Annotated in this window: 16 protein-coding genes; 11 read left to right on the top strand and 5 right to left on the bottom strand. The window is 63.8% G+C overall.

All coding sequences use genetic code 11. The features are described from left to right. Positions 1–54 precede the first annotated feature (54 nt). From NMB41_RS22310 to NMB41_RS22275, 8 genes are all read left to right on the top strand, one after another. Entirely contained in the window at positions 55–1,077 is a 1,023-nt protein-coding gene (locus NMB41_RS22310; protein WP_494379963.1) for a KpsF/GutQ family sugar-phosphate isomerase, read from the top strand. Next, on the top strand, positions 1,077–1,631 hold the full coding sequence (locus NMB41_RS22305) for a KdsC family phosphatase (protein WP_494379962.1): 555 nt from the start codon (positions 1,077–1,079) through the stop codon (positions 1,629–1,631). The genes NMB41_RS22310 and NMB41_RS22305 overlap by 1 nt, the downstream gene beginning before the upstream one ends. Before the next feature lie 19 nt (positions 1,632–1,650). Further along, a complete protein-coding gene (gene lptC / locus NMB41_RS22300; protein WP_494379961.1) occupies positions 1,651–2,253 on the top strand; it encodes an LPS export ABC transporter periplasmic protein LptC in 603 nt (200 codons plus the stop codon). Positions 2,254–2,267: 14 nt separating this feature from the next. Beyond that, positions 2,268–2,900, top strand: a complete 633-nt coding sequence (gene lptA, locus NMB41_RS22295) for a lipopolysaccharide transport periplasmic protein LptA (protein ID WP_494379960.1) — start codon at positions 2,268–2,270, stop codon at positions 2,898–2,900. Positions 2,901–2,902: 2 nt separating this feature from the next. Continuing rightward, positions 2,903–3,664, top strand: a complete 762-nt coding sequence (gene lptB, locus NMB41_RS22290; RefSeq protein WP_494379959.1) for an LPS export ABC transporter ATP-binding protein — start codon at positions 2,903–2,905, stop codon at positions 3,662–3,664. A gap of 14 nt (positions 3,665–3,678) precedes the next feature. Further along, positions 3,679–5,151, top strand: a complete 1,473-nt coding sequence (locus NMB41_RS22285) for an RNA polymerase factor sigma-54 (RefSeq protein WP_494379958.1) — start codon at positions 3,679–3,681, stop codon at positions 5,149–5,151. 62 nt (positions 5,152–5,213) lie between these two features. Continuing rightward, entirely contained in the window at positions 5,214–5,570 is a 357-nt protein-coding gene (gene hpf / locus NMB41_RS22280; RefSeq protein ID WP_494379957.1) for a ribosome hibernation-promoting factor, HPF/YfiA family, read from the top strand. 97 nt (positions 5,571–5,667) lie between these two features. Then, positions 5,668–6,753: an enoyl-CoA hydratase/isomerase family protein gene (locus NMB41_RS22275; protein ID WP_494379956.1), complete on the top strand. Its 1,086-nt coding sequence runs from the start codon at positions 5,668–5,670 to the stop codon at positions 6,751–6,753. 173 nt (positions 6,754–6,926) lie between these two features. Here NMB41_RS22275 and rapZ read toward each other — a convergent pair whose 3' ends face one another. The 5 genes from rapZ to ilvA all read right to left on the bottom strand — a co-directional run bounded on the left by rapZ (position 6,927) and on the right by ilvA (position 12,326). After that, complete coding sequence (gene rapZ, locus NMB41_RS22270) at positions 6,927–7,787, bottom strand: RNase adapter RapZ (protein ID WP_494379955.1); 861 nt, start codon at positions 7,785–7,787, stop codon at positions 6,927–6,929. A 135-nt stretch (positions 7,788–7,922) separates the two neighbouring features. Next, positions 7,923–8,858 carry an HPr(Ser) kinase/phosphatase gene (gene hprK / locus NMB41_RS22265; protein ID WP_494379954.1) on the bottom strand — a complete coding sequence of 312 codons (936 nt, stop codon included), beginning with the start codon at positions 8,856–8,858 and terminating at the stop codon, positions 7,923–7,925. Positions 8,859–8,895: 37 nt separating this feature from the next. Continuing rightward, positions 8,896–9,378: a PTS sugar transporter subunit IIA gene (locus NMB41_RS22260; RefSeq protein ID WP_494379953.1), complete on the bottom strand. Its 483-nt coding sequence runs from the start codon at positions 9,376–9,378 to the stop codon at positions 8,896–8,898. Positions 9,379–9,719: 341 nt separating this feature from the next. Beyond that, complete coding sequence (queF, locus tag NMB41_RS22255) at positions 9,720–10,550, bottom strand: NADPH-dependent 7-cyano-7-deazaguanine reductase QueF (protein ID WP_494379952.1); 831 nt, start codon at positions 10,548–10,550, stop codon at positions 9,720–9,722. Positions 10,551–10,793: 243 nt separating this feature from the next. Next, complete coding sequence (gene ilvA / locus NMB41_RS22250) at positions 10,794–12,326, bottom strand: threonine ammonia-lyase, biosynthetic (protein WP_494379951.1); 1,533 nt, start codon at positions 12,324–12,326, stop codon at positions 10,794–10,796. Positions 12,327–12,507: 181 nt separating this feature from the next. Here ilvA and NMB41_RS22245 point away from each other — a divergent pair, with 181 nt between their 5' ends. From NMB41_RS22245 to NMB41_RS22235, 3 genes are all read left to right on the top strand, one after another. Further along, positions 12,508–13,011 (top strand): YqaA family protein, encoded by a 504-nt coding sequence (locus NMB41_RS22245; protein WP_494379950.1) that lies wholly within the window; start codon positions 12,508–12,510, stop codon positions 13,009–13,011. Positions 13,012–13,221: 210 nt separating this feature from the next. Next, on the top strand, positions 13,222–17,235 hold the full coding sequence (locus tag NMB41_RS22240; RefSeq protein WP_494379949.1) for a DUF3683 domain-containing protein: 4,014 nt from the start codon (positions 13,222–13,224) through the stop codon (positions 17,233–17,235). Then, positions 17,232–17,663: an HIT family protein gene (locus tag NMB41_RS22235; protein WP_494379948.1), complete on the top strand. Its 432-nt coding sequence runs from the start codon at positions 17,232–17,234 to the stop codon at positions 17,661–17,663. The genes NMB41_RS22240 and NMB41_RS22235 overlap by 4 nt, the downstream gene beginning before the upstream one ends. The last annotated feature ends 3 nt before the right edge of the window (positions 17,664–17,666 follow it).

Raw genomic sequence — 17,666 nt, 5'->3', positions numbered from 1 at the left:
TGTTTGATGCGTCTGGCAAGTTTTTTGCTTTCTCAATTCGTTTATACTTCCGGGATGAGTGTAACCGATGAAAAAACAATGCTGAACAGTTTTGACGAGAACCAGGCGGGGCGCGTGCTGGAACTGGCGCGCGAGACCCTCGCGATCGAAGCCGATGCGATTTCGGCCCTGCATGCACGCCTCGGCAATGACGACAGCCTGGTACGGGCCGTCGCCGTGCTGTACGCCTGCACCGGCCGCGTGGTCGTCTCGGGCATGGGCAAGTCCGGCCACATCGCGCGCAAGATCGCCGCGACCCTGGCCTCGACCGGCACCCCGGCCATGTTCGTGCACCCCGGCGAAGCCGCCCACGGTGACCTCGGCATGGTGACCTCGCAAGACGTCTTCATCGCCATCTCGAATTCCGGCGAATCGTCGGAGCTGATGGACATCCTGCCGGTCGTCAAGCGCATGGGCGCGCCCCTGATCGCCATGACCGGCAAGCCGCAATCGCGCCTGGCGCAGCTGGCCGACGTCCACCTCGACATCTCGGTGGCCAAGGAAGCCTGCCCGATGAACCTGGCGCCGACCGCCAGCACCACCGTCACGCTGGCCCTGGGCGATGCGCTGGCCGTGGCCCTGCTCGACGCACGGGGCTTCCGTGAAGAAGACTTCGCGCGCTCGCATCCGGGAGGCGCGCTGGGACGGCGCCTGCTGACCCACGTGCGCGACGTGATGCGCAGCGGCGACGCCATTCCCGCCGTCACGCCGGACACGCCGCTCACGCGCGCGCTGCTCGAAATCAGCCAGAAGGGCATGGGCATGACGGCCGTGGTCGACCCTGGCTTCAAGCCGCTCGGCGTGTTCACCGACGGCGACCTGCGCCGCCTGATCGAGCGCGTGCAGGATTTTTCGAACCTTACCATCCGCGACGTCATGCACCTCGGCGCGCGCACCGTGCATCCCGATCAGCTGGCGGTCGATGCGGTAGCGATCATGGAAGAATTCCGCATCAACCAGATGCTGGTGGTCGACGAAGCGGGCCTGCTGGTCGGCGCGCTGCACATCCACGACCTGACCCGTGCCAAGGTGATCTGATGAGCAGCTCAGCAACCACCCTCGTCACGCCCCTGGCCCACATCGAACGCGCCGCGCGCGTCAAGGTCATGATCTTCGACGTCGACGGCATCCTGACCGACGGCAGCCTGACGTATGGCCCGGACGGTGAAATTACCAAGACCTTCAACGTGCTCGACGGCCTGGGCATCCAGCTGCTGCAAAAGACGGGCGTGGCCACCGCCATCATCAGCGCCCGTAAATCGCCGATCGTGGTCGCGCGCGCGAAAGACCTCGGCATCACCCACGTCTGGCAGGGGTTCCACGACAAGCGCATCGCCTTCGCCGAACTGCTGGCGCAGCTGAGCCTGACCGCCGAGCAGTGCGGCTACATCGGCGACGACGTGATCGACATGCCGCTGCTCTCCAAGGTCGGCTTTGCCGTGACGGTGCCGACCGGGCACCCGGAAGTGCAGCACCGCGCGCATTACGTCACCAAGGCCGGCGGCGGACGCGGCGCCGTGCGCGAAGTGTGCGACATGGTGATGCGCGCTCAGGGCACGTACGAACAGGCGCTTGCGCCTTACTTCGCGTGATGACCGCATGGCGACCTACGTGAACAAACGCACCGCGCACCGCTGGCGTACGCTGGCGCTGATGCTCACGGCCGTGTTCTTCGCTTTCGGCAGCTTCTGGCTGCTGCAGGCCTTCGATTCCGACGACACGCCGGGCATTGGGAGCAGCCTGAACGAGCCGGATTACATCGTCGAGAATTTCAGTTTCGTGCGCATGACGGACAAGGGCGTGCCGCGCTATGTGATGTCGGGCGCGCGCCTGGCCCACCATCCCGAAAACGATGTTTCGGATGTCTCGAAGCCGATCGTCGAAAGCATGGACCCCAGCCGTCCGCGCATGACCATCCATTCGGACCGGGGCCAGGTCTACCATGGCGAGAACCGCGTCGAGTTGATGGGCAATGTCGACATCAAGCGTCCGGCCACGCCGAAAAGCGAGGCCCTGCACGCGCGCACCGAGGCGCTGACCCTGCTGGCCGACGAAGAGATCGTGAAAACCGACCGTCCGGTCCAGATGACCCTGGGCGCGGCCACGGCCAACGGAATCGGCATGGTTGCCGAGAACCCGACCCAGAAGCTGCACCTCGGCGGGCGCGGCCAGATCGTCTATCCGCCGCGTCCAGCGCAGGCGCCACCCAAATAACAGGAACGAGCTCAATGAAAAACAGCTTTCACAATATCGTCGCCGCCGCTTTCTTCTCGCTGCTGTCGCTGTCGGCGTCCGCCGAGCGTGCCGACTCGCTCAAGCAAGCCGTCATCTCCTTCGATTCGCTCGACGTCGACGAAGTCACGCAGACGCGCATCCTGACGGGCAACGTCATCCTCACGCGCGGCACGCTGACCATGAAGTCGGACCGCGCGCTGGTGAAAGAAACGCCGGAAGGCTATATGAGCGTCACGCTCACCGCGGGCCCGGGCCGCGTCGCCACCTTCCGCCAGAAGCGCGACGGCGGTCCCGACCTGTGGATGGAAGGGCAAGCCGAACGCATCGAATACGACGAGCGCGTGGAAGTGGTCAAGCTGTTCTCGAAGGCGGTGGTGAAAGAGCTCGAAAATGGACGCCTGACCAACGAACTCGATGGCGCCTACATCTCCTACGACAGCCGGCGCGAAGTGGCGAGCGTGCGCAACGACCCGAGCGGCGAGAGCAAGGTTGGCGGCGGACGCGGCACCCTGATCATCGCACCGCGCCGCACGGCGCCCGCCGCCGCGCCGGCCGCCGCTCCCGCGGCCGCCACGCCGGCGCCGAGGGCGGCTGCCCCTTCGACTTCAGCGGCGGGCAAGCAATGATGATGAAAGACGTTGCCGACACCCGCAGCACCCTGGTCGTGCGTGGCCTGCAAAAAAGCTACGGCAAGCGCCTGGTCGTGCGCGACGTGTCGCTGGAAGTGGGCTGCGGCGAAGTCGTCGGCCTGCTCGGCCCCAACGGCGCCGGCAAGACCACCTCGTTCTACATGATCGTCGGCCTCGTGCCGTCGGACGCCGGCACCATCGAGATCAACGGCGCCGACATTTCGAGCCTGCCGATCCACCGGCGCGCGGTGATGGGTTTGTCTTACCTGCCGCAGGAAGCCTCGGTGTTTCGCAAGCTGACGGTGGAAGACAATATCCGCGCCGTGCTCGAACTGCAGCACGACGAGAACGGCAAGGCCTTGAGCAAGGCGGCGATCAACGAGCGGCTCGATTCGCTGCTGGGCGAACTGCAGATCGAAAAGCTGCGCGAGAACCCGGCGCTGTCGCTGTCGGGCGGTGAACGCCGGCGCGTCGAGATCGCGCGTGCGTTGGCCACCAACCCGCGCTTCGTGCTGCTCGACGAACCGTTCGCCGGCGTCGACCCGATTGCCGTGATCGAGATCCAGCGCATCGTGCGCTTCCTGAAGGAGCGCGGCATTGGCGTGCTGATCACCGACCACAACGTGCGCGAGACGCTGGGCATCTGCGACCGCGCCTACATCATCAACCAGGGCGCGGTGCTGGCGTCGGGACGTCCCGACGACATCATCGCCGACGAGTCGGTACGGCGCGTCTACCTGGGCGAACACTTCCGCATGTAGTCTACGAACGGGCCATGAAACAATCCCTGCAACTCCGGACTTCGCAGCACCTGGCGCTCACGCCGCAGCTTCAACAGTCGATCCGGCTGCTGCAGCTGTCGACGCTCGAACTGCACCAGGAGATCGAGCAAATCCTGTCCGACAATCCGCTGCTCGAGCGCCTCGACGATCCGCTCGACCACTCGGTGCGCCTGCTGGCCGACGGCGCGATCAACGACGCGCCGCCGCAGGCGCCCGAAGCGCCCGCGCCCAACGGTGAAGACGCGCCCCCCGCGCCGGACGCGGGCGAAGGCGCGGAGGGCGGCGGCGAGGTCGAACGCGCCGACGCCGACGCCGACTGGGGCGAGGGCACGCGCAGCGCCGGCAGCGAGAACGACGACGACGGGCGCCCGCAGCTGGGCGGCATCGGCGTCACGCTGCGCGAGCACCTGATGGAGCAGGTGCGGGTGACGGGCGTGACCGACCGCGACCGCGTGCTGGCCGAGCTGGTGATCGACGCCATCGACGACAACGGCTACCTGGAAGAGCAGTTGGATGAGATCCACGCGCGCCTGCCCGAGGAACTCGAGATCGAGATGGATGAGCTGCGCTGCGCGCTGGCGCTGGTGCAAAGCCTCGATCCGGTCGGCGTCGGTGCGCGCAGCGCCTCCGAATGCCTGGCGCTGCAGATCCGCAGCATGCCGGGCGTGCCGCTGGTGACGCGGCGCATGGCCCTGAAAATCGTCGAGGGCTATCTCACCTGGTTCGCGCAGCGCGAATTCAACAAGCTGAAAAAGGCGCTCGACTGCGACGACGAAGACCTGCGCGAAGCGCAAGCGGTGATCCGCCAGTGCAATCCGCATCCCGGCGCGGCCTTTGCATCGAGCGTGTCGGGCTATGTCGTTCCGGACGTTATTGTCCGCAAGACGAAGGGCGGCTGGGCCGTCACGCTGAACAACGAAGTCATGCCGCGCCTGCGCGTGAACAACGTGTATGCCAACCTGCTCAAGGGCGGAAAAGGCGAAGGCCAGATGAGCGCGCAGCTGCAGGAAGCGAAGTGGCTGATCAAGAATATGCGCCAGCGCTTCGACACGATCCTGCGTGTTTCGCAGGCAATTGTGGAGCGTCAGCGCAACTTTTTCAGCCATGGCGCGGTTGCGATGCGTCCCCTTGTGCTTCGCGAGATTGCTGATACACTGGGTCTGCACGAGAGCACCATTTCTCGTGTAACAACTCAGAAATTCATGCTGACCCCGCACGGCATGTTTGAGCTGAAGTATTTCTTCGGAAGCCACGTCGCCACCGAAGCGGGGGGCGAAGCATCGTCTACGGCGATACGGGCGCTTATCGCGCAGCTGACAGGAGCAGAGGACCCAAAGAACCCATTATCCGACAGTAAGATCGCGGAAATGCTCGGGGAACAAGGCATGGTCATTGCGCGCCGCACGGTTGCCAAATACCGCGAGGCACTCAAGATTCCTCCCGTCAGTCTCCGCAAATCCTTGTAACAGCGGCCCCAGGCGCGACCCAAGCGCGAATGCGGCGCCGCGCATTTATCTAAGGAGTGTGTATGAATCTCACCATCAGTGGCCACCACCTCGACGTCACCCCCGCCATTCGTGAATACGTACAGAACAAGCTCGAACGCATCACCCGCCATTTCGATCAAGTGATCGATTCCCACGTGATCCTCGCCATCGACAATCTCACCGAAAAAGACAAAAGGCAAAAAGCCGAGATTAACTTGCGCCTGTCCGGCAAGATGGTGCACGTGGAAAGTGTGGCGCACGACCTGTATGCCGCCATCGACCTGTTGATGGACAGGCTGGATCGTCAGGTGATGAAGTACAAGTCGATTCTGAAAGACCATGGTCACGAGGCGCTCAAGCGCCGTCCTGAAGGCGGAGAGGCCGCTGCTGCGTTCTGATCAGCACTGAGCACCGTCTGAACGAGGGCGCCGCAAGGCGCCCTTTTCAATTGCGCGTGCGGGTAAAATGCATGTCTCTTCAACCATGCTACCCACCATGACCGATCACGTCCTGACCCGCGTTGCCAACGGCACCGGCATCATCACCCTTGACCGTCCGAAAGCCCTCAATTCGCTGTCGCTGGCGATGGTGCGGCGCCTGACCGAGATTTTGCTGGCCTGGCGCGACGACGCGTCGGTGGCCGCCGTTGTGCTCACCAGCAGCAGCGAAAAAGCGCTGTGTGCGGGCGGCGACATCCGCTTCTTCCACGAAGCCGGCCACGCCACGCCAACCGGCGGCAGCGCGCTGCTGGAAGATTTCTTCACCGAAGAATACGCGCTGAACCATTTAATTTACTTCTATCCGAAGCCGTATATCTCGCTCATGGATGGCGTGGTGATGGGCGGCGGCATGGGCATCGCCCAGGGCGGTCCCGAGACGGGCCTGCGCATCGTGACCGAGCGCACGAAGATGGCCATGCCGGAAGTGAACATCGGCCTGTTCCCGGATGTCGGCGGCAGCTATTTCCTGTCGCACGCGCCTGGGCAGCTGGGCAATTACCTTGGCTTGACGGGCTTGACGATCAGCGCGGCGGACGCGCTGTATGTGGGCCTGGCCGACGTCTTCGTGCCGGGCGCGCAGGTTCCCGAACTGAACGCGCTGATCGACACGACGCCGGGTGCGCAGCTGGCGGACGCGATCCGCGCGTTTGGCGCACGCTTTGCCGCCGATGCGGGCGAGAGCGTATTGCAGACGCAGCGCGCTGCGATCGACAGTCATTTCGGCGCCGCTTCGGTAGCCGCCATCATGACCTCGCTCGAAGGCGACGAGACGCCGTTCGCACAGAAGGCCTTATCGGCGATGCGCCAGCGTTCGCCGCTGATGATGTGCGTGACGCGCGAGATGCTGCTGCGTGGCGCCGCGATGAACGTGGCCGACTGCCTGCGCATGGAGCGCTCGCTGGTGCGCCGCAATTTCGAACACGGCGAAGTGTTGGAGGGCGTGCGCGCGCTGGTGATCGACAAGGACAATGCGCCCCAGTGGAAGCCTGCCAGCCTGGCAGAGGTGACGCCCGAGATGGTGGACCAGTTTTTCGCGCCGGTGTGGCCGGATCACGCGCATCCGCTGCGGCATTTGGATTGAACGTCGGTTGGGCACGGAGTGCCCACGCGGTACGGGCGCTACCTTACGGCCCGCGGCCCCGCCGTCATCCAACACGCGGCGCCTGAAAAAATCACCCTGACCGGCACGCGAACGTTGTACCGCGTGGGCACAGAGTGCCCACCCTACCCAACCCAAAATGGCACGGTGGGTCGTTACGACTGCTCGCGATGCCTCAGCACCACGCGCTCGGTCTCGTTGAAATAAGCGGCGAGTCGCTCGGCCATGTAGACCGAGCGATGCTGCCCGCCCGTGCAGCCGACCGCCACCGTCAGGTAGCTGCGGTTATCGGTCTTGAACGAGGGCAGCCACTTTTCCACGAACTTGCAGATATCCTGCAGCATCTCGGTGGCGCTCGGCTGGGCGTCGAGGAAGGCGATGACGGGGGCGTCCTTGCCGGTCAGCGGGCGCAGGGCGAGGTCGTAGTACGGGTTCGGGATGGCGCGCACGTCGAACACGAAGTCGGCGTCGAGCGGCACGCCGACCTTGAAGGCGAAGGATTCGAAGAACAGGGTCAGCGGTGCGTGCTGGACTTCCGCCAGTTCCTTGATCCAGGCGCGCAGCTTATTCGCCGAGGCTTCGGAGGTGTCGATCACGTGACCGAGCTGCTCGATCGCGCCGAGGCGCTCGCGCTCTTCGGCAATACACTCGATGAGGGTGCGGCGCGCGGCCGGATTCTGGCCTGGCAGCAGGGTGTGCGACAACGGATGGCTGCGCCGCGTTTCCGAAAAACGCGCCACCAGCGAGTGGGTGCTCGAGGTCAGGAACAGCACCTTGACCTGATGGCCTTCATCCTTGAGCGTACGCACCGTGACGGGCAGCTCGGCCAGCGATTCGGCGCTGCGCGCGTCGACCGCGACGGCCAGCTTGGCCGTGGTGCCGGAGACGGAATCAACCAGCTGCGGCAGCAAGGCCGGCGGCAGATTGTCGACGCAGTAGTAACCCGCGTCTTCCAGGACATTCAGGGCAACCGACTTGCCCGAGCCGGAGATACCGGTGATGAGAACAATGTGCATGCCCCGATGATACCGCAACAGGGCATTCCTTGTCGTCGGTGCCTTGCCAGAATCGGCGGGTTCAGCGTCATTACGTTCCGATCGTGCCTGTTGCAGGGGAATGCCGGGGTGTTTTATTCAGGCTGTTTGGAACACTCAATCCCCGCTCATCGCTTGTCTCTGCCGCTCCATGAACTCCTGCAGCGTATCGATCCCGCGCAGCTGCAAGATGGTATTGCGTACCGCGGCCTCGAGCAGCACCGCGATGTTGCGGCCGGCCGCCACCGGAATGACGACTTTCCGGATCGGCAGTCCCAGCACTTCCTCGGTCGGGAAGTGGAAGGGCAGGCGCTCGACTTCTTCGTCGAGCACGCCGCGTTTGACCAGGTGGACGATCAGCTTGAGCCGCATTTTGCGCCGCACCGCCGTCTCGCCGAAAATCGCCTTGATGTCGAGCAGGCCCAGGCCGCGCACTTCCAGCAGGTTCTGCAGCAGCGGCGGGCAGCGGCCTTCGATCATGTTCGGGGCGATGCGCGAGAATTCGACGGCATCGTCGGCCACCAGGCCGTGCGAGCGCGAGATCAGTTCCAGGCCGAGCTCGCTCTTGCCGAGGCCGGAGTCGCCGGTGATCAGCACGCCCACGCCGAGCACGTCCATGAAGACGCCGTGCATGATCACGCGCTGGGCCAGTTTTTTCGACAGGTAGACCCGCAGGAAGTCGATCACCTGGGCCGCCGGCAGCGGGGTCGAGAACAGGGGGATGTTCTGCTCGTCGCAGATGGCGAGGATGTCGGGGGGCGTTTCCAGGCCTTGCGCGATGATCAGCGCCGGCGGTCCGCCACCGATCAGTTCGCTGATGACGTGGCTGCGCGAGCTCGATTTGAGGCGGTGGTAGTAATCCAGTTCCTGGTGCCCGAAGACCTGGATGCGGCCCGGGTGGATCAGGTTCAGGTGGCCGACCTGGTCGGCGGCCGAGGCGACGTCGCCGGAAATGAGGCGTTCGCCGCCGGGAAAGCCGGCGAACCAACCGAGTTGCAGGCTGTCGCGGTTATCGTCGTACAGCCGTTGGATGGTAAGCGGAGTCTGCAGCATGGCGTGAGTAAATAAGGGGGAGGGAACTCCCCCGAGTTTAACCCAAGGCCTGCAGGCTAGGTTGCCAGTTGATAATGCGTTCGTGGATCGAGCGCGGGTCGCGGTCGGTGGCCAGTGCCGTGCGGATCGCTTCGTCCGAGAACAGTTCGGCGATTTCCGACAGGATTTCCAGGTGCTGCTGGGTCACGTGGTCGGGAATCAGGAGGAAGAACAGCAGGCTGACCGGCTGCCCGTCCGGCGACTCGAACGGAATCGGCGCTTTCAGGCGCACGAAGGCGGCGATCGGCTGTTTTAAACTCTTGCTTCCCTTGATGCGGCCGTGTGGCACGGCCACGCCATGCCCGAGCCCCGTGGAACCGAGGCGCTCGCGCGCGAACAGGTTTTCGGAGACGGTCGAACGTGCGATCCCGCAGTTGTTCTCGAAAATCAAGCCGGCCTGTTCAAAGGCCCGCTTCTTGCTCGACACTTCGATGTCGAGCTGGACGTTTTCGAGAGAAAGAATTTTGCTGAGGTTGGTCATTTCACGCTTTTCATATTGCGGCACCGGGCCGACTTGCGGTGCGGAATTATAGGCCTGTTTCCTGGCCCTGTAATTCGATTCGCGTCGAAAATCCTACGCTTGTCATCGCCACATTTCGAGCCCTAGCCAGCAGTGTCGTGAGCGCTGTTTGCGCTTCCACAAGAGTTCGCGCAATTTCTGTAACGAAAATCAATGCGCCCTAAACGAAACGGGGGAGGGAGGCCATGTTTTCCGTGCTTTCCCCGTCTTTGCCTAAAATTCATGCAGCTCTGCAGCATGGGTTCACTGTTGTTTTTCCGTCAGTTTCTGTGGCTGGAAAGGTACAGCCCAGGGCGGCGAATTTACTGACGCGCGCCGCGCAGGTTGTGCGGACGCCCGGTGCTGAAATTCGCACGCCATGGATTGATGTCGAGCCCGCCGCGCCGGGTATAGCGCGCGTAGACCGCGAGCTTGCTCGGCTTGCACTGTCGCAGGATGTCGATGAAGATGCGCTCGACACATTGCTCGTGGAATTCGTTGTGCTCGCGGAAGCCGATCAGGTAGCGCAGCAGGCCTTCCTGCTCGATCTGCGGGCCCACGTACTCGATCTGCACGCTGCCCCAGTCCGGCTGGCCAGTCACCAGGCAATTCGACTTCAGCAGGTTCGACATCAGCGTTTCCTCAACCGGCGCTTCATTGAAGTTGGCGGTGAGCAGGTGCGGCGCCGGCGAATAATCGTCGACTTCAATGTCCAGGCGGTCGAGCGAGCGGCCTTCGAGTTCGCCCATTTTCAGCTTGCCGAAATTTTCTGGCTCAACGATCGTGATGTGGACCGGCGCGCCGAACGCGTTCGACAAGTCCTCGCGCAGCAGCGACTGCAAGGCCTCGATTCCAGCGACGCGCGTCTGGTTGAAGGAGTTCAAGTAGAGCTTGAACGACTTCGACTCGACGATGTTGGGCGAATCGGCCGGCGCGCTGATGGTGGCGATCGCCACTTGCGGCTTGCCGCGCATGTTCAGCCACGACAATTCGTAGGCGTTCCAGATGTCCATGCCGAAGAAGGGGAGCGTGCCGGTGATGGCCAACTCGTCGCGCTTTTGCTGGCGCGGAATCGGGAACAGCAACTCGGGTGCGTACTCGGTCTGGTAGGCCGAGGATTTGCCCAGTGGCGATTGATCGGGGGTATTGTTCATAATCTCGTCTCAAAGCGCCGGCGCTGCGCGACAGGATCTCTTGATCGCTATGAATGCCGGGCCGGCGGCGGCAAAGCGGCGTATCGTACACCTTTCCGCAGGGGTGTGCGCGCTCGGTCCGCTTGGGGGATTGTCGCGAGGTTTCCGGGGCTGGTTGAACGCGTGGGCGGCTCCACCCGGCAATACGATCAAACGCGGCTTGAACGCCGCCCACGCGTTCAACGCACGTCCTCACCAACCAGATTACAAGAACAGCTTATAAACCGGATTCGCCGTCTCATCCCAATACCGGTACCCCAGCGTCGCCAAAAACTCGCGGAAGGCATCCATCTCGCCCGCCGGCACCTGCAAGCCGACTAAAATGCGCCCCACGTCCCCGCCCTGATTCCGGTAATGGAACAGCGAGATATTCCAGTTCGGCGCCATGCTGTCGAGGAAGCGCATCAGGGCGCCCGGGCGCTCGGGGAATTCGAAACGGTACAGCAGCTCATCCTGCGCCAGCGCGCTCTTGCCGCCGACCAGGTGGCGGATGTGCAGCTTGGCCAGTTCGTCGTGGGTCAGATCGAGCGTGCGGAAATCGTGCTGCTCGAAGGTGTGGGCCAGCAGGCCCGACTCGCCGCGGCTGCCCACCTGCACGCCGACGAACACGTGCGCCTCGCGCGCGTCGCTGATGCGGTAGTTGAATTCGGTGACATTGCGCGCGCCGACCAGCGAACAGAAACGTTTGAAGCTGCCGCGCTGCTCGGGTATCGTCACCGCGAACACGGCTTCGCGCGCTTCGCCCAGTTCGGCGCGCTCGGCGACAAAACGCAGGCGGTCGAAATTCATGTTGGCGCCGCAGGCCACGGCCACCAGGGTCTCGTTCTTGACCGGCTGGCGGTTCATCTGCGAGCGCTCCACATAGGCCTTGGCGCCGGCGATGGCCAGCGCGCCGGCTGGCTCAAGGATGCTGCGCGTGTCCTGGAACACGTCCTGGATCGCCGCGCAGATCGCATCGGTGTCGACCAGGATGATCTCGTCGACCACTTGCTGGGCCACACGGAAGGTCTCTTCACCCACCAGGCGCACGGCGGTGCCGTCCGAGAACAGGCCGACGTCCGGCAGCGTGACGCGTTCGCCGGCCTTCAGGCTCCTGGCCATCGCGTCCGAGTCGATCGACTGCACGCCGATGATGCGGATATCCGGCCGCACCGCTTTCACATAGGCGCCGATACCGGCGATCAGGCCACCGCCGCCGATGGCGATGAAGATCGCGTGGATCGGGCCCGAGTGCTGGCGCAGGATCTCCATGCCGATCGTGCCCTGGCCGGCGATCACGTCGGGATCGTCGAAGGGGTGCACGAAGGTGAGCTTCTGGTCGCGCTCGAGGGTGATCGCGTGGTTGTAGGCGTCGGTGTACGAGTCGCCATGCAGCACGACCTCCACCGCGATGCCGCCGCGCGCCTTGACCGCATCGATTTTAAGTTGCGGGGTCGTGGTCGGCATCACGATCAGGGCGCGGCAGCCCAGGCGCGCGGCCGACAGCGCCACGCCTTGCGCGTGATTGCCGGCCGAGGCGCAGATCACGCCGCGGTTCAGGGCTTCGGCGGACAAGTGCGCCATCTTGTTGTAGGCGCCGCGCAGCTTGAAACTGAACACGCTCTGCATGTCTTCGCGCTTGAAATAGATGCGGTTGCCGAAGCGATGCGAGAGGGTCGGCGCCAGTTCGAGCGGCGTTTCCTGGGCGACGTCGTAGACGCGGGCGGTCAGGATTTTCTTCAGGTAGTCGGTGGTCATGATCAAGAGAGGAGGGTGTGTGGCCAGTGTCCTGGTTCCTGTGACGTGAGACTGTAAACCTTGGCGGATGACCGGGCTGCAGTGCATACGAAGGAGCCTGGGTTGCAAGCTCATCGTATCGTGTCGGGGCGATGTGTTTTCCTCATTATAATGGACGCCTTCTCCTCTCGAACCTTCACCGATGATCGAAACCGCTGTTCTCTGGCTGCTCAAGGTTCTCGCCGCCCCCACAGTCGGGCTCACCTCAGTCTTCGTCATCGCCTTCGTCTCCGCCACCCTGGTCCCGCTCGGCTCCGAGCCGGCCGTGTTCGCCGTCATCAAGGCCAACCCGGCCATGTTCTGGCCGGCGATCATCGTCGCCACCATCGGCAACACGCTCGGCGGCGCGGTCGACTACCTGCTCGGCTACCGCGCAAAGATCGCGTTTGCCAAAGAGCGCCAGAGCCGCTGGTTCGGCTGGCTCGCCAAATACGGCGCCAAGACCATGCTGCTGTCCTGGCTGCCGGGCATCGGCGACCCGCTCTGCACGCTGGCCGGCTGGCTGCATTTGCCGTTCTGGCCCAGCGTGGGCTACATGATGATCGGGAAGTTCGGGCGCTATCTCACCATGACCCTGGTGCTGCTGTATGTACCGGACGATTTCTGGCGTAACCTGGGCGAGATGATCACGCGCATCACCGGCTGAGCCTGGCGCGTCATTCGATTTGGATGGGATCGGCTGCAGGCAGATTTTCTGTGCCTGCAGGCCGTTTTATGCAAACGTAATTTGCATAGACAGGCTCCACTGCAAATTTTGTTGCTTAGTGGGCCGTTTGCGAATTCGTCCGCCCCAGCGTTGTGCGGCGCAATAAGCTAGAATGGTTGTCCTTCGGGCCAGTCCAAACGTCGATCATCCATGAACGCCCCAGTACACATCCAGACCCTGCTCGCCGATAACGCACCGGCGCGCCTGCGCGAAATCCCCTATAACTACACCTCGTTCTCTGACCGCGAAATCGTGATCCGCCTGCTCGGCGAATCCTCGTGGGAACTGCTCGACCAGCTGCGCGGTGCGCGCCAGACCGGGCGCTCCGCACGCATGCTCTACGAGGTGCTGGGCGACATCTGGGTGGTACGGCGCAACCCCTACCTGCAGGACGACATGCTGGACAACCCGAAGCGGCGCCAGAAGCTGATCGACGCGCTGCATCACCGCCTGGCCGAAGTGGACAAACGCCGGATGACGGTCGACACCCTTGATGCCGGCGACGAGGCCACGGTCGCCGCGCGCAGCAGCGCGGTCGAACAGCTGCTCGCTGCCGCCACCCAGGCCGTCGACGACTTCGGCCGCGAGTTCCGCGAGATGTACGACCTGCGCAAAAAGGCGCGCGCCGTGCTGGGCGCCTACACGGATAAACGCAACATCCGCTTCGACGGCATGCACCGCGTCTCGCACGTGACCGACGCCACCGACTGGCGCGTCGAATACCCCTTCCTGGTGCTGGTGCCGGACAGCGAAGAGGAGATGGCAGGCCTTGTGAAAGGCTGCATCGAACTCGGGCTGACCATCATCCCGCGCGGCGGCGGCACCGGCTACACCGGCGGCGCGATTCCGCTGACCGCCATGTCGGCCGTGATCAATACCGAAAAGCTGATCGGCATGGGCGAAGTCGAAATGACGCGCCTGCCGGGCCTGGACCGCGACTACGCGACCATCCACACCGGCGCCGGCGTCGTCACCCAGCGCGTCTCGCAGGCGGCAGAGCAGGCCGGCTTCGTGTTCGCGGTCGACCCGACCTCGGCGCACGCCTCCTGCATCGGCGGGAACATCGCCATGAACGCAGGCGGCAAGAAGGCCGTGTTGTGGGGTACCGCGCTCGACAACCTGGCCTCCTGGCGCATGGTCGACCCGAACGGCGACTGGCTGGAAGTCACGCGCATCGACCACAATCTGTCGAAGATCCACGATGCGCCGACGGCTGTGTTCAAACTCGAATGGACGCATCCGGCCACGAAAGGTGCGCCGAAGGGCGCGCCGTTCCGCACCGAGACGCTGACCATCGAGGGCAAAAAATTCCGCAAGGAGGGACTTGGCAAGGACGTCACCGACAAATTCCTCTCCGGCCTGCCGGGCATCCAGAAAGAGGGCACCGACGGCTTGATCACGTCCGGCCGCTGGATCCTGCACAAGATGCCGAAGTTTACGCGCACCGTGGCGCTGGAATTCTTCGGCCAGGCGCGCGACGCGATTCCATCGATCGTCGAGATCAAGGATTACCTCGACGGCCTGCCGAAGAGCGGCAAGCCCGAGTTCGAAAGCCTGCGCCTGGCGGGATTGGAACACCTGGACGAGCGCTACCTGCGCGCCGTGGGTTACGCCACCAAATCGAAGCGCGGCACGCTGCCTAAAATGGCGCTGTTCGGCGACATCGTCGGCGACGACGAGAACGCCGTCGCCATCGCCGCCTCCGAAGTGGTGCGGATTGCGAACACGCGCGTCGGCGAAGGTTTTGTGGCCGTCAGCGCGGAAGCGCGTAAAAAATTCTGGCTCGACCGTGCCCGCACCGCGGCCATCGCGCGCCATACCAACGCCTTCAAGATTAACGAAGACGTCGTCATTCCACTGAACCGGATGGGCGAATACACCGACGGCATCGAGCGCATCAACGTCGAGCTGTCGATCAAAAATAAACTGCAGCTGGCCGGCGAACTGCGCACCTATCTCTCGGGCGGCCACCTGCCGCTGGAAAAGAGCGACGACGCCGGCAACAGCGACAGCGTCGCACGCGACGAGATCATGGGCGACCGGCAGGAAGCCGCCGTGGCCCTGGTCGACGCCGTGCAGGCGCGCTGGACCTATGTGCTGGCGAACCTCGACCAGAAGCTGGTCGACGTCCATCACAAGCTCGATGAACTGGGCCTGGGCCATCTGTCGAGCGCATTCGATCTGCGCATCGGCAACCAGCCCGACGCGCTTCTCTTCGACGTGGTGCAGGACCACATGCTGCGCGTCTCCTGGAAACAGGACCTGCGCGCGCCGCTGCGCCAGATCTTCAACGGCGCGGCCTATAAATGCATCCTCGACGAGACGACCGCGATCCACAAACGGGTATTGCGCTCGCGCGTCTTCGTGGCGCTGCACATGCATGCCGGCGACGGCAACGTCCACACCAACCTGCCGGTAAACTCGGACGACTACGCGATGCTGCAGGACGCCCATAAAGCGGTCGAGCGCATCATGAAGCTGGCGCGTTCGCTGGACGGCGTGATCTCGGGCGAACACGGCATCGGCATCACAAAACTGGAATTCCTGAAGGACGAAGAGATCCAGGAATTCCGCGACTACAAGCTGCGCGTCGATCCGGAAGGGCGCTTCAACAAGGGCAAGCTGCTGAACCTGGAAGGCGCGCACGCCGACCTGCGCAACGCCTACACGCCGTCCTTCGGCCTGATGGGCCACGAGTCGTTGATCATGCAGCAAAGCGATATCGGCGAGATCGCCAACAGCATCAAGGACTGCCTGCGCTGCGGTAAGTGCAAACCTGTCTGCACGACCCACGTGCCGCAGGCGAACCTGCTGTATTCGCCGCGCGACAAGATCCTCGCCACCTCGGCCCTGATCGAAGCCTTCCTGTACGAAGAGCAGACCCGCCGCGGCGTCTCGATCCGTCACTGGGAAGAATTCGAGGACGTCGCCGACCACTGCACCGTGTGCCACAAATGCCTCACGCCCTGCCCGGTGGACATCGACTTCGGCGACGTCTCGATGAACATGCGTAATCTGCTGCGCAAGATGGACAAGCGCAGCTTCAAGCCGGCCAATCGCGCGGCCATGTTCTTCCTGAACGCGACCGATCCGACCACCATCAACGCCACGCGCAAGGCGATGGTCGGCGTCGGTTTCAAAGCCCAGCGCCTGGGCAACCAGCTGCTGCGCAAATTCGCGAAAGACCAGACCGCCGCGCCGCCGCCGACCACCGGCAAGGCGCCGGTGCGCGAGCAGGTGATCCACTTCATCAACAAGAAGATGCCGGGGAACCTGCCGAAGAAGACGGCGCGCGCGCTGCTCGATATCGAGGACGACAAGGTCATCCCGATCATCCGCAATCCGAAGGCGACCAACGCCGACAGCGAAGCGGTGTTCTACTTCCCTGGCTGCGGTTCCGAGCGCCTGTTCTCGCAAGTCGGTCTCGCGACCCAGGCCATGCTGTGGGAAGTGGGCGTGCAGACCGTGCTGCCGCCGGGTTACCTGTGCTGCGGCTATCCGCAACGCGGCGCCGGCCAGTACGACAAGGCCGACAAGATGATGACGGATAACCGCGTGCTGTTCCACCGCATGGCGAACACCCTGAACTACCTCGACATCAAGACGGTGCTGGTCTCCTGCGGCACCTGCTACGACCAGCTCGCGACCTACGAGTTCGACAAGATCTTCCCGGGCTGCCGCATCATGGACATCCATGAATACCTGTTGGAAAAGGGCGTGAAGCTGGAGGGCGTCGAAGGCACGCGCTACATGTACCACGACCCTTGCCACACGCCGATGAAGATGCAGGATTCGATCAAGACCGTCAACGCCCTGGTTTCGACCATCGACAACGTCAAGATCGAAAAGAACGACCGCTGCTGCGGCGAGTCGGGCACCTTCGCCGTGACGCGTCCGGACATCGCGACCCAGGTCCGCTACCGCAAGGAGAGCGAGATGGAGAAGGGCGCGGCGAAACTGCGCGAAGACGGCTTCAAGGGCGACGTCAAGATCCTGACCAGCTGCCCGTCCTGCCTGCAGGGCCTGTCGCGCTACGACGGCGACGCCAACACGACGAGCGACTACATCGTCGTCGAGATCGCGAAGCACCTGCTGGGCGAGAACTGGCTGCCGGATTACGTGGCGCGCGCCAATAACGGCGGCATCGAGCGGGTGCTGGTATGACGATCGTCCAGGGTTGCGAGCTGTGCCAGTTCGCCGCGTCGACGGTGCACGCGAACGAAAAGTTCTCGGTCATCTTCGCCGACGAGGCGAATTACCCCGGCTTCTGCCGCGTCATCTGGCGCGACCACGTGCGCGAGATGAGCGACCTGGACCAGGAAGACCGTCTGCTGCTGAACGAGGCCGTGTACCAGGTCGAGCAGGCCGTGCGCGAGACGATGCTGCCCGATAAGATCAACGTCGCCAGCCTGGGCAATGTCGTGCCGCACCTGCACTGGCACGTCATCCCGCGCTACACTGACGACGCGCACTTCCCGTCGCCCGTGTGGGCCGGCGCGGTGCGCGAAACGCAGGCTGGCGTGCTCGAAGCGCGCCGGGCGCTGCTGCCGCAACTCGCCGACGCCATCGCGCGGCGCATGAACCAAGGATAAAGA

It is taken from the genome of Massilia sp. FBCC-B171 (assembly GCF_059134155.1).
Note: the sequence above shows the minus strand (reverse complement) of the source record. Positions and strands in the feature narration are given on the sequence as shown.

Excerpts from the sequence above, each read along its gene's own strand:
- NMB41_RS22275 (WP_494379956.1), top strand. The coding sequence starts at position 5,668 with ATGACCGATCACGTCCTGACCCGCGTTGCCAACGGCACCGGCATCATC.
- lptA (WP_494379960.1), top strand. The coding sequence starts at position 2,268 with ATGAAAAACAGCTTTCACAATATCGTCGCCGCCGCTTTCTTCTCGCTG.
- lptB (WP_494379959.1), top strand. The coding sequence starts at position 2,903 with ATGAAAGACGTTGCCGACACCCGCAGCACCCTGGTCGTGCGTGGCCTG.
- rapZ (WP_494379955.1), bottom strand. The coding sequence starts at position 7,787 with ATGCACATTGTTCTCATCACCGGTATCTCCGGCTCGGGCAAGTCGGTT.
- NMB41_RS22285 (WP_494379958.1), top strand. The coding sequence starts at position 3,679 with ATGAAACAATCCCTGCAACTCCGGACTTCGCAGCACCTGGCGCTCACG.
- NMB41_RS22240 (WP_494379949.1), top strand. The coding sequence starts at position 13,222 with ATGAACGCCCCAGTACACATCCAGACCCTGCTCGCCGATAACGCACCG.
- ilvA (WP_494379951.1), bottom strand. The coding sequence starts at position 12,326 with ATGACCACCGACTACCTGAAGAAAATCCTGACCGCCCGCGTCTACGAC.
- NMB41_RS22245 (WP_494379950.1), top strand. The coding sequence starts at position 12,508 with ATGATCGAAACCGCTGTTCTCTGGCTGCTCAAGGTTCTCGCCGCCCCC.
- NMB41_RS22305 (WP_494379962.1), top strand. The coding sequence starts at position 1,077 with ATGAGCAGCTCAGCAACCACCCTCGTCACGCCCCTGGCCCACATCGAA.
- NMB41_RS22235 (WP_494379948.1), top strand. The coding sequence starts at position 17,232 with ATGACGATCGTCCAGGGTTGCGAGCTGTGCCAGTTCGCCGCGTCGACG.
- NMB41_RS22260 (WP_494379953.1), bottom strand. The coding sequence starts at position 9,378 with ATGACCAACCTCAGCAAAATTCTTTCTCTCGAAAACGTCCAGCTCGAC.
- hprK (WP_494379954.1), bottom strand. The coding sequence starts at position 8,858 with ATGCTGCAGACTCCGCTTACCATCCAACGGCTGTACGACGATAACCGC.
- NMB41_RS22310 (WP_494379963.1), top strand. The coding sequence starts at position 55 with ATGAGTGTAACCGATGAAAAAACAATGCTGAACAGTTTTGACGAGAAC.
- hpf (WP_494379957.1), top strand. The coding sequence starts at position 5,214 with ATGAATCTCACCATCAGTGGCCACCACCTCGACGTCACCCCCGCCATT.
- queF (WP_494379952.1), bottom strand. The coding sequence starts at position 10,550 with ATGAACAATACCCCCGATCAATCGCCACTGGGCAAATCCTCGGCCTAC.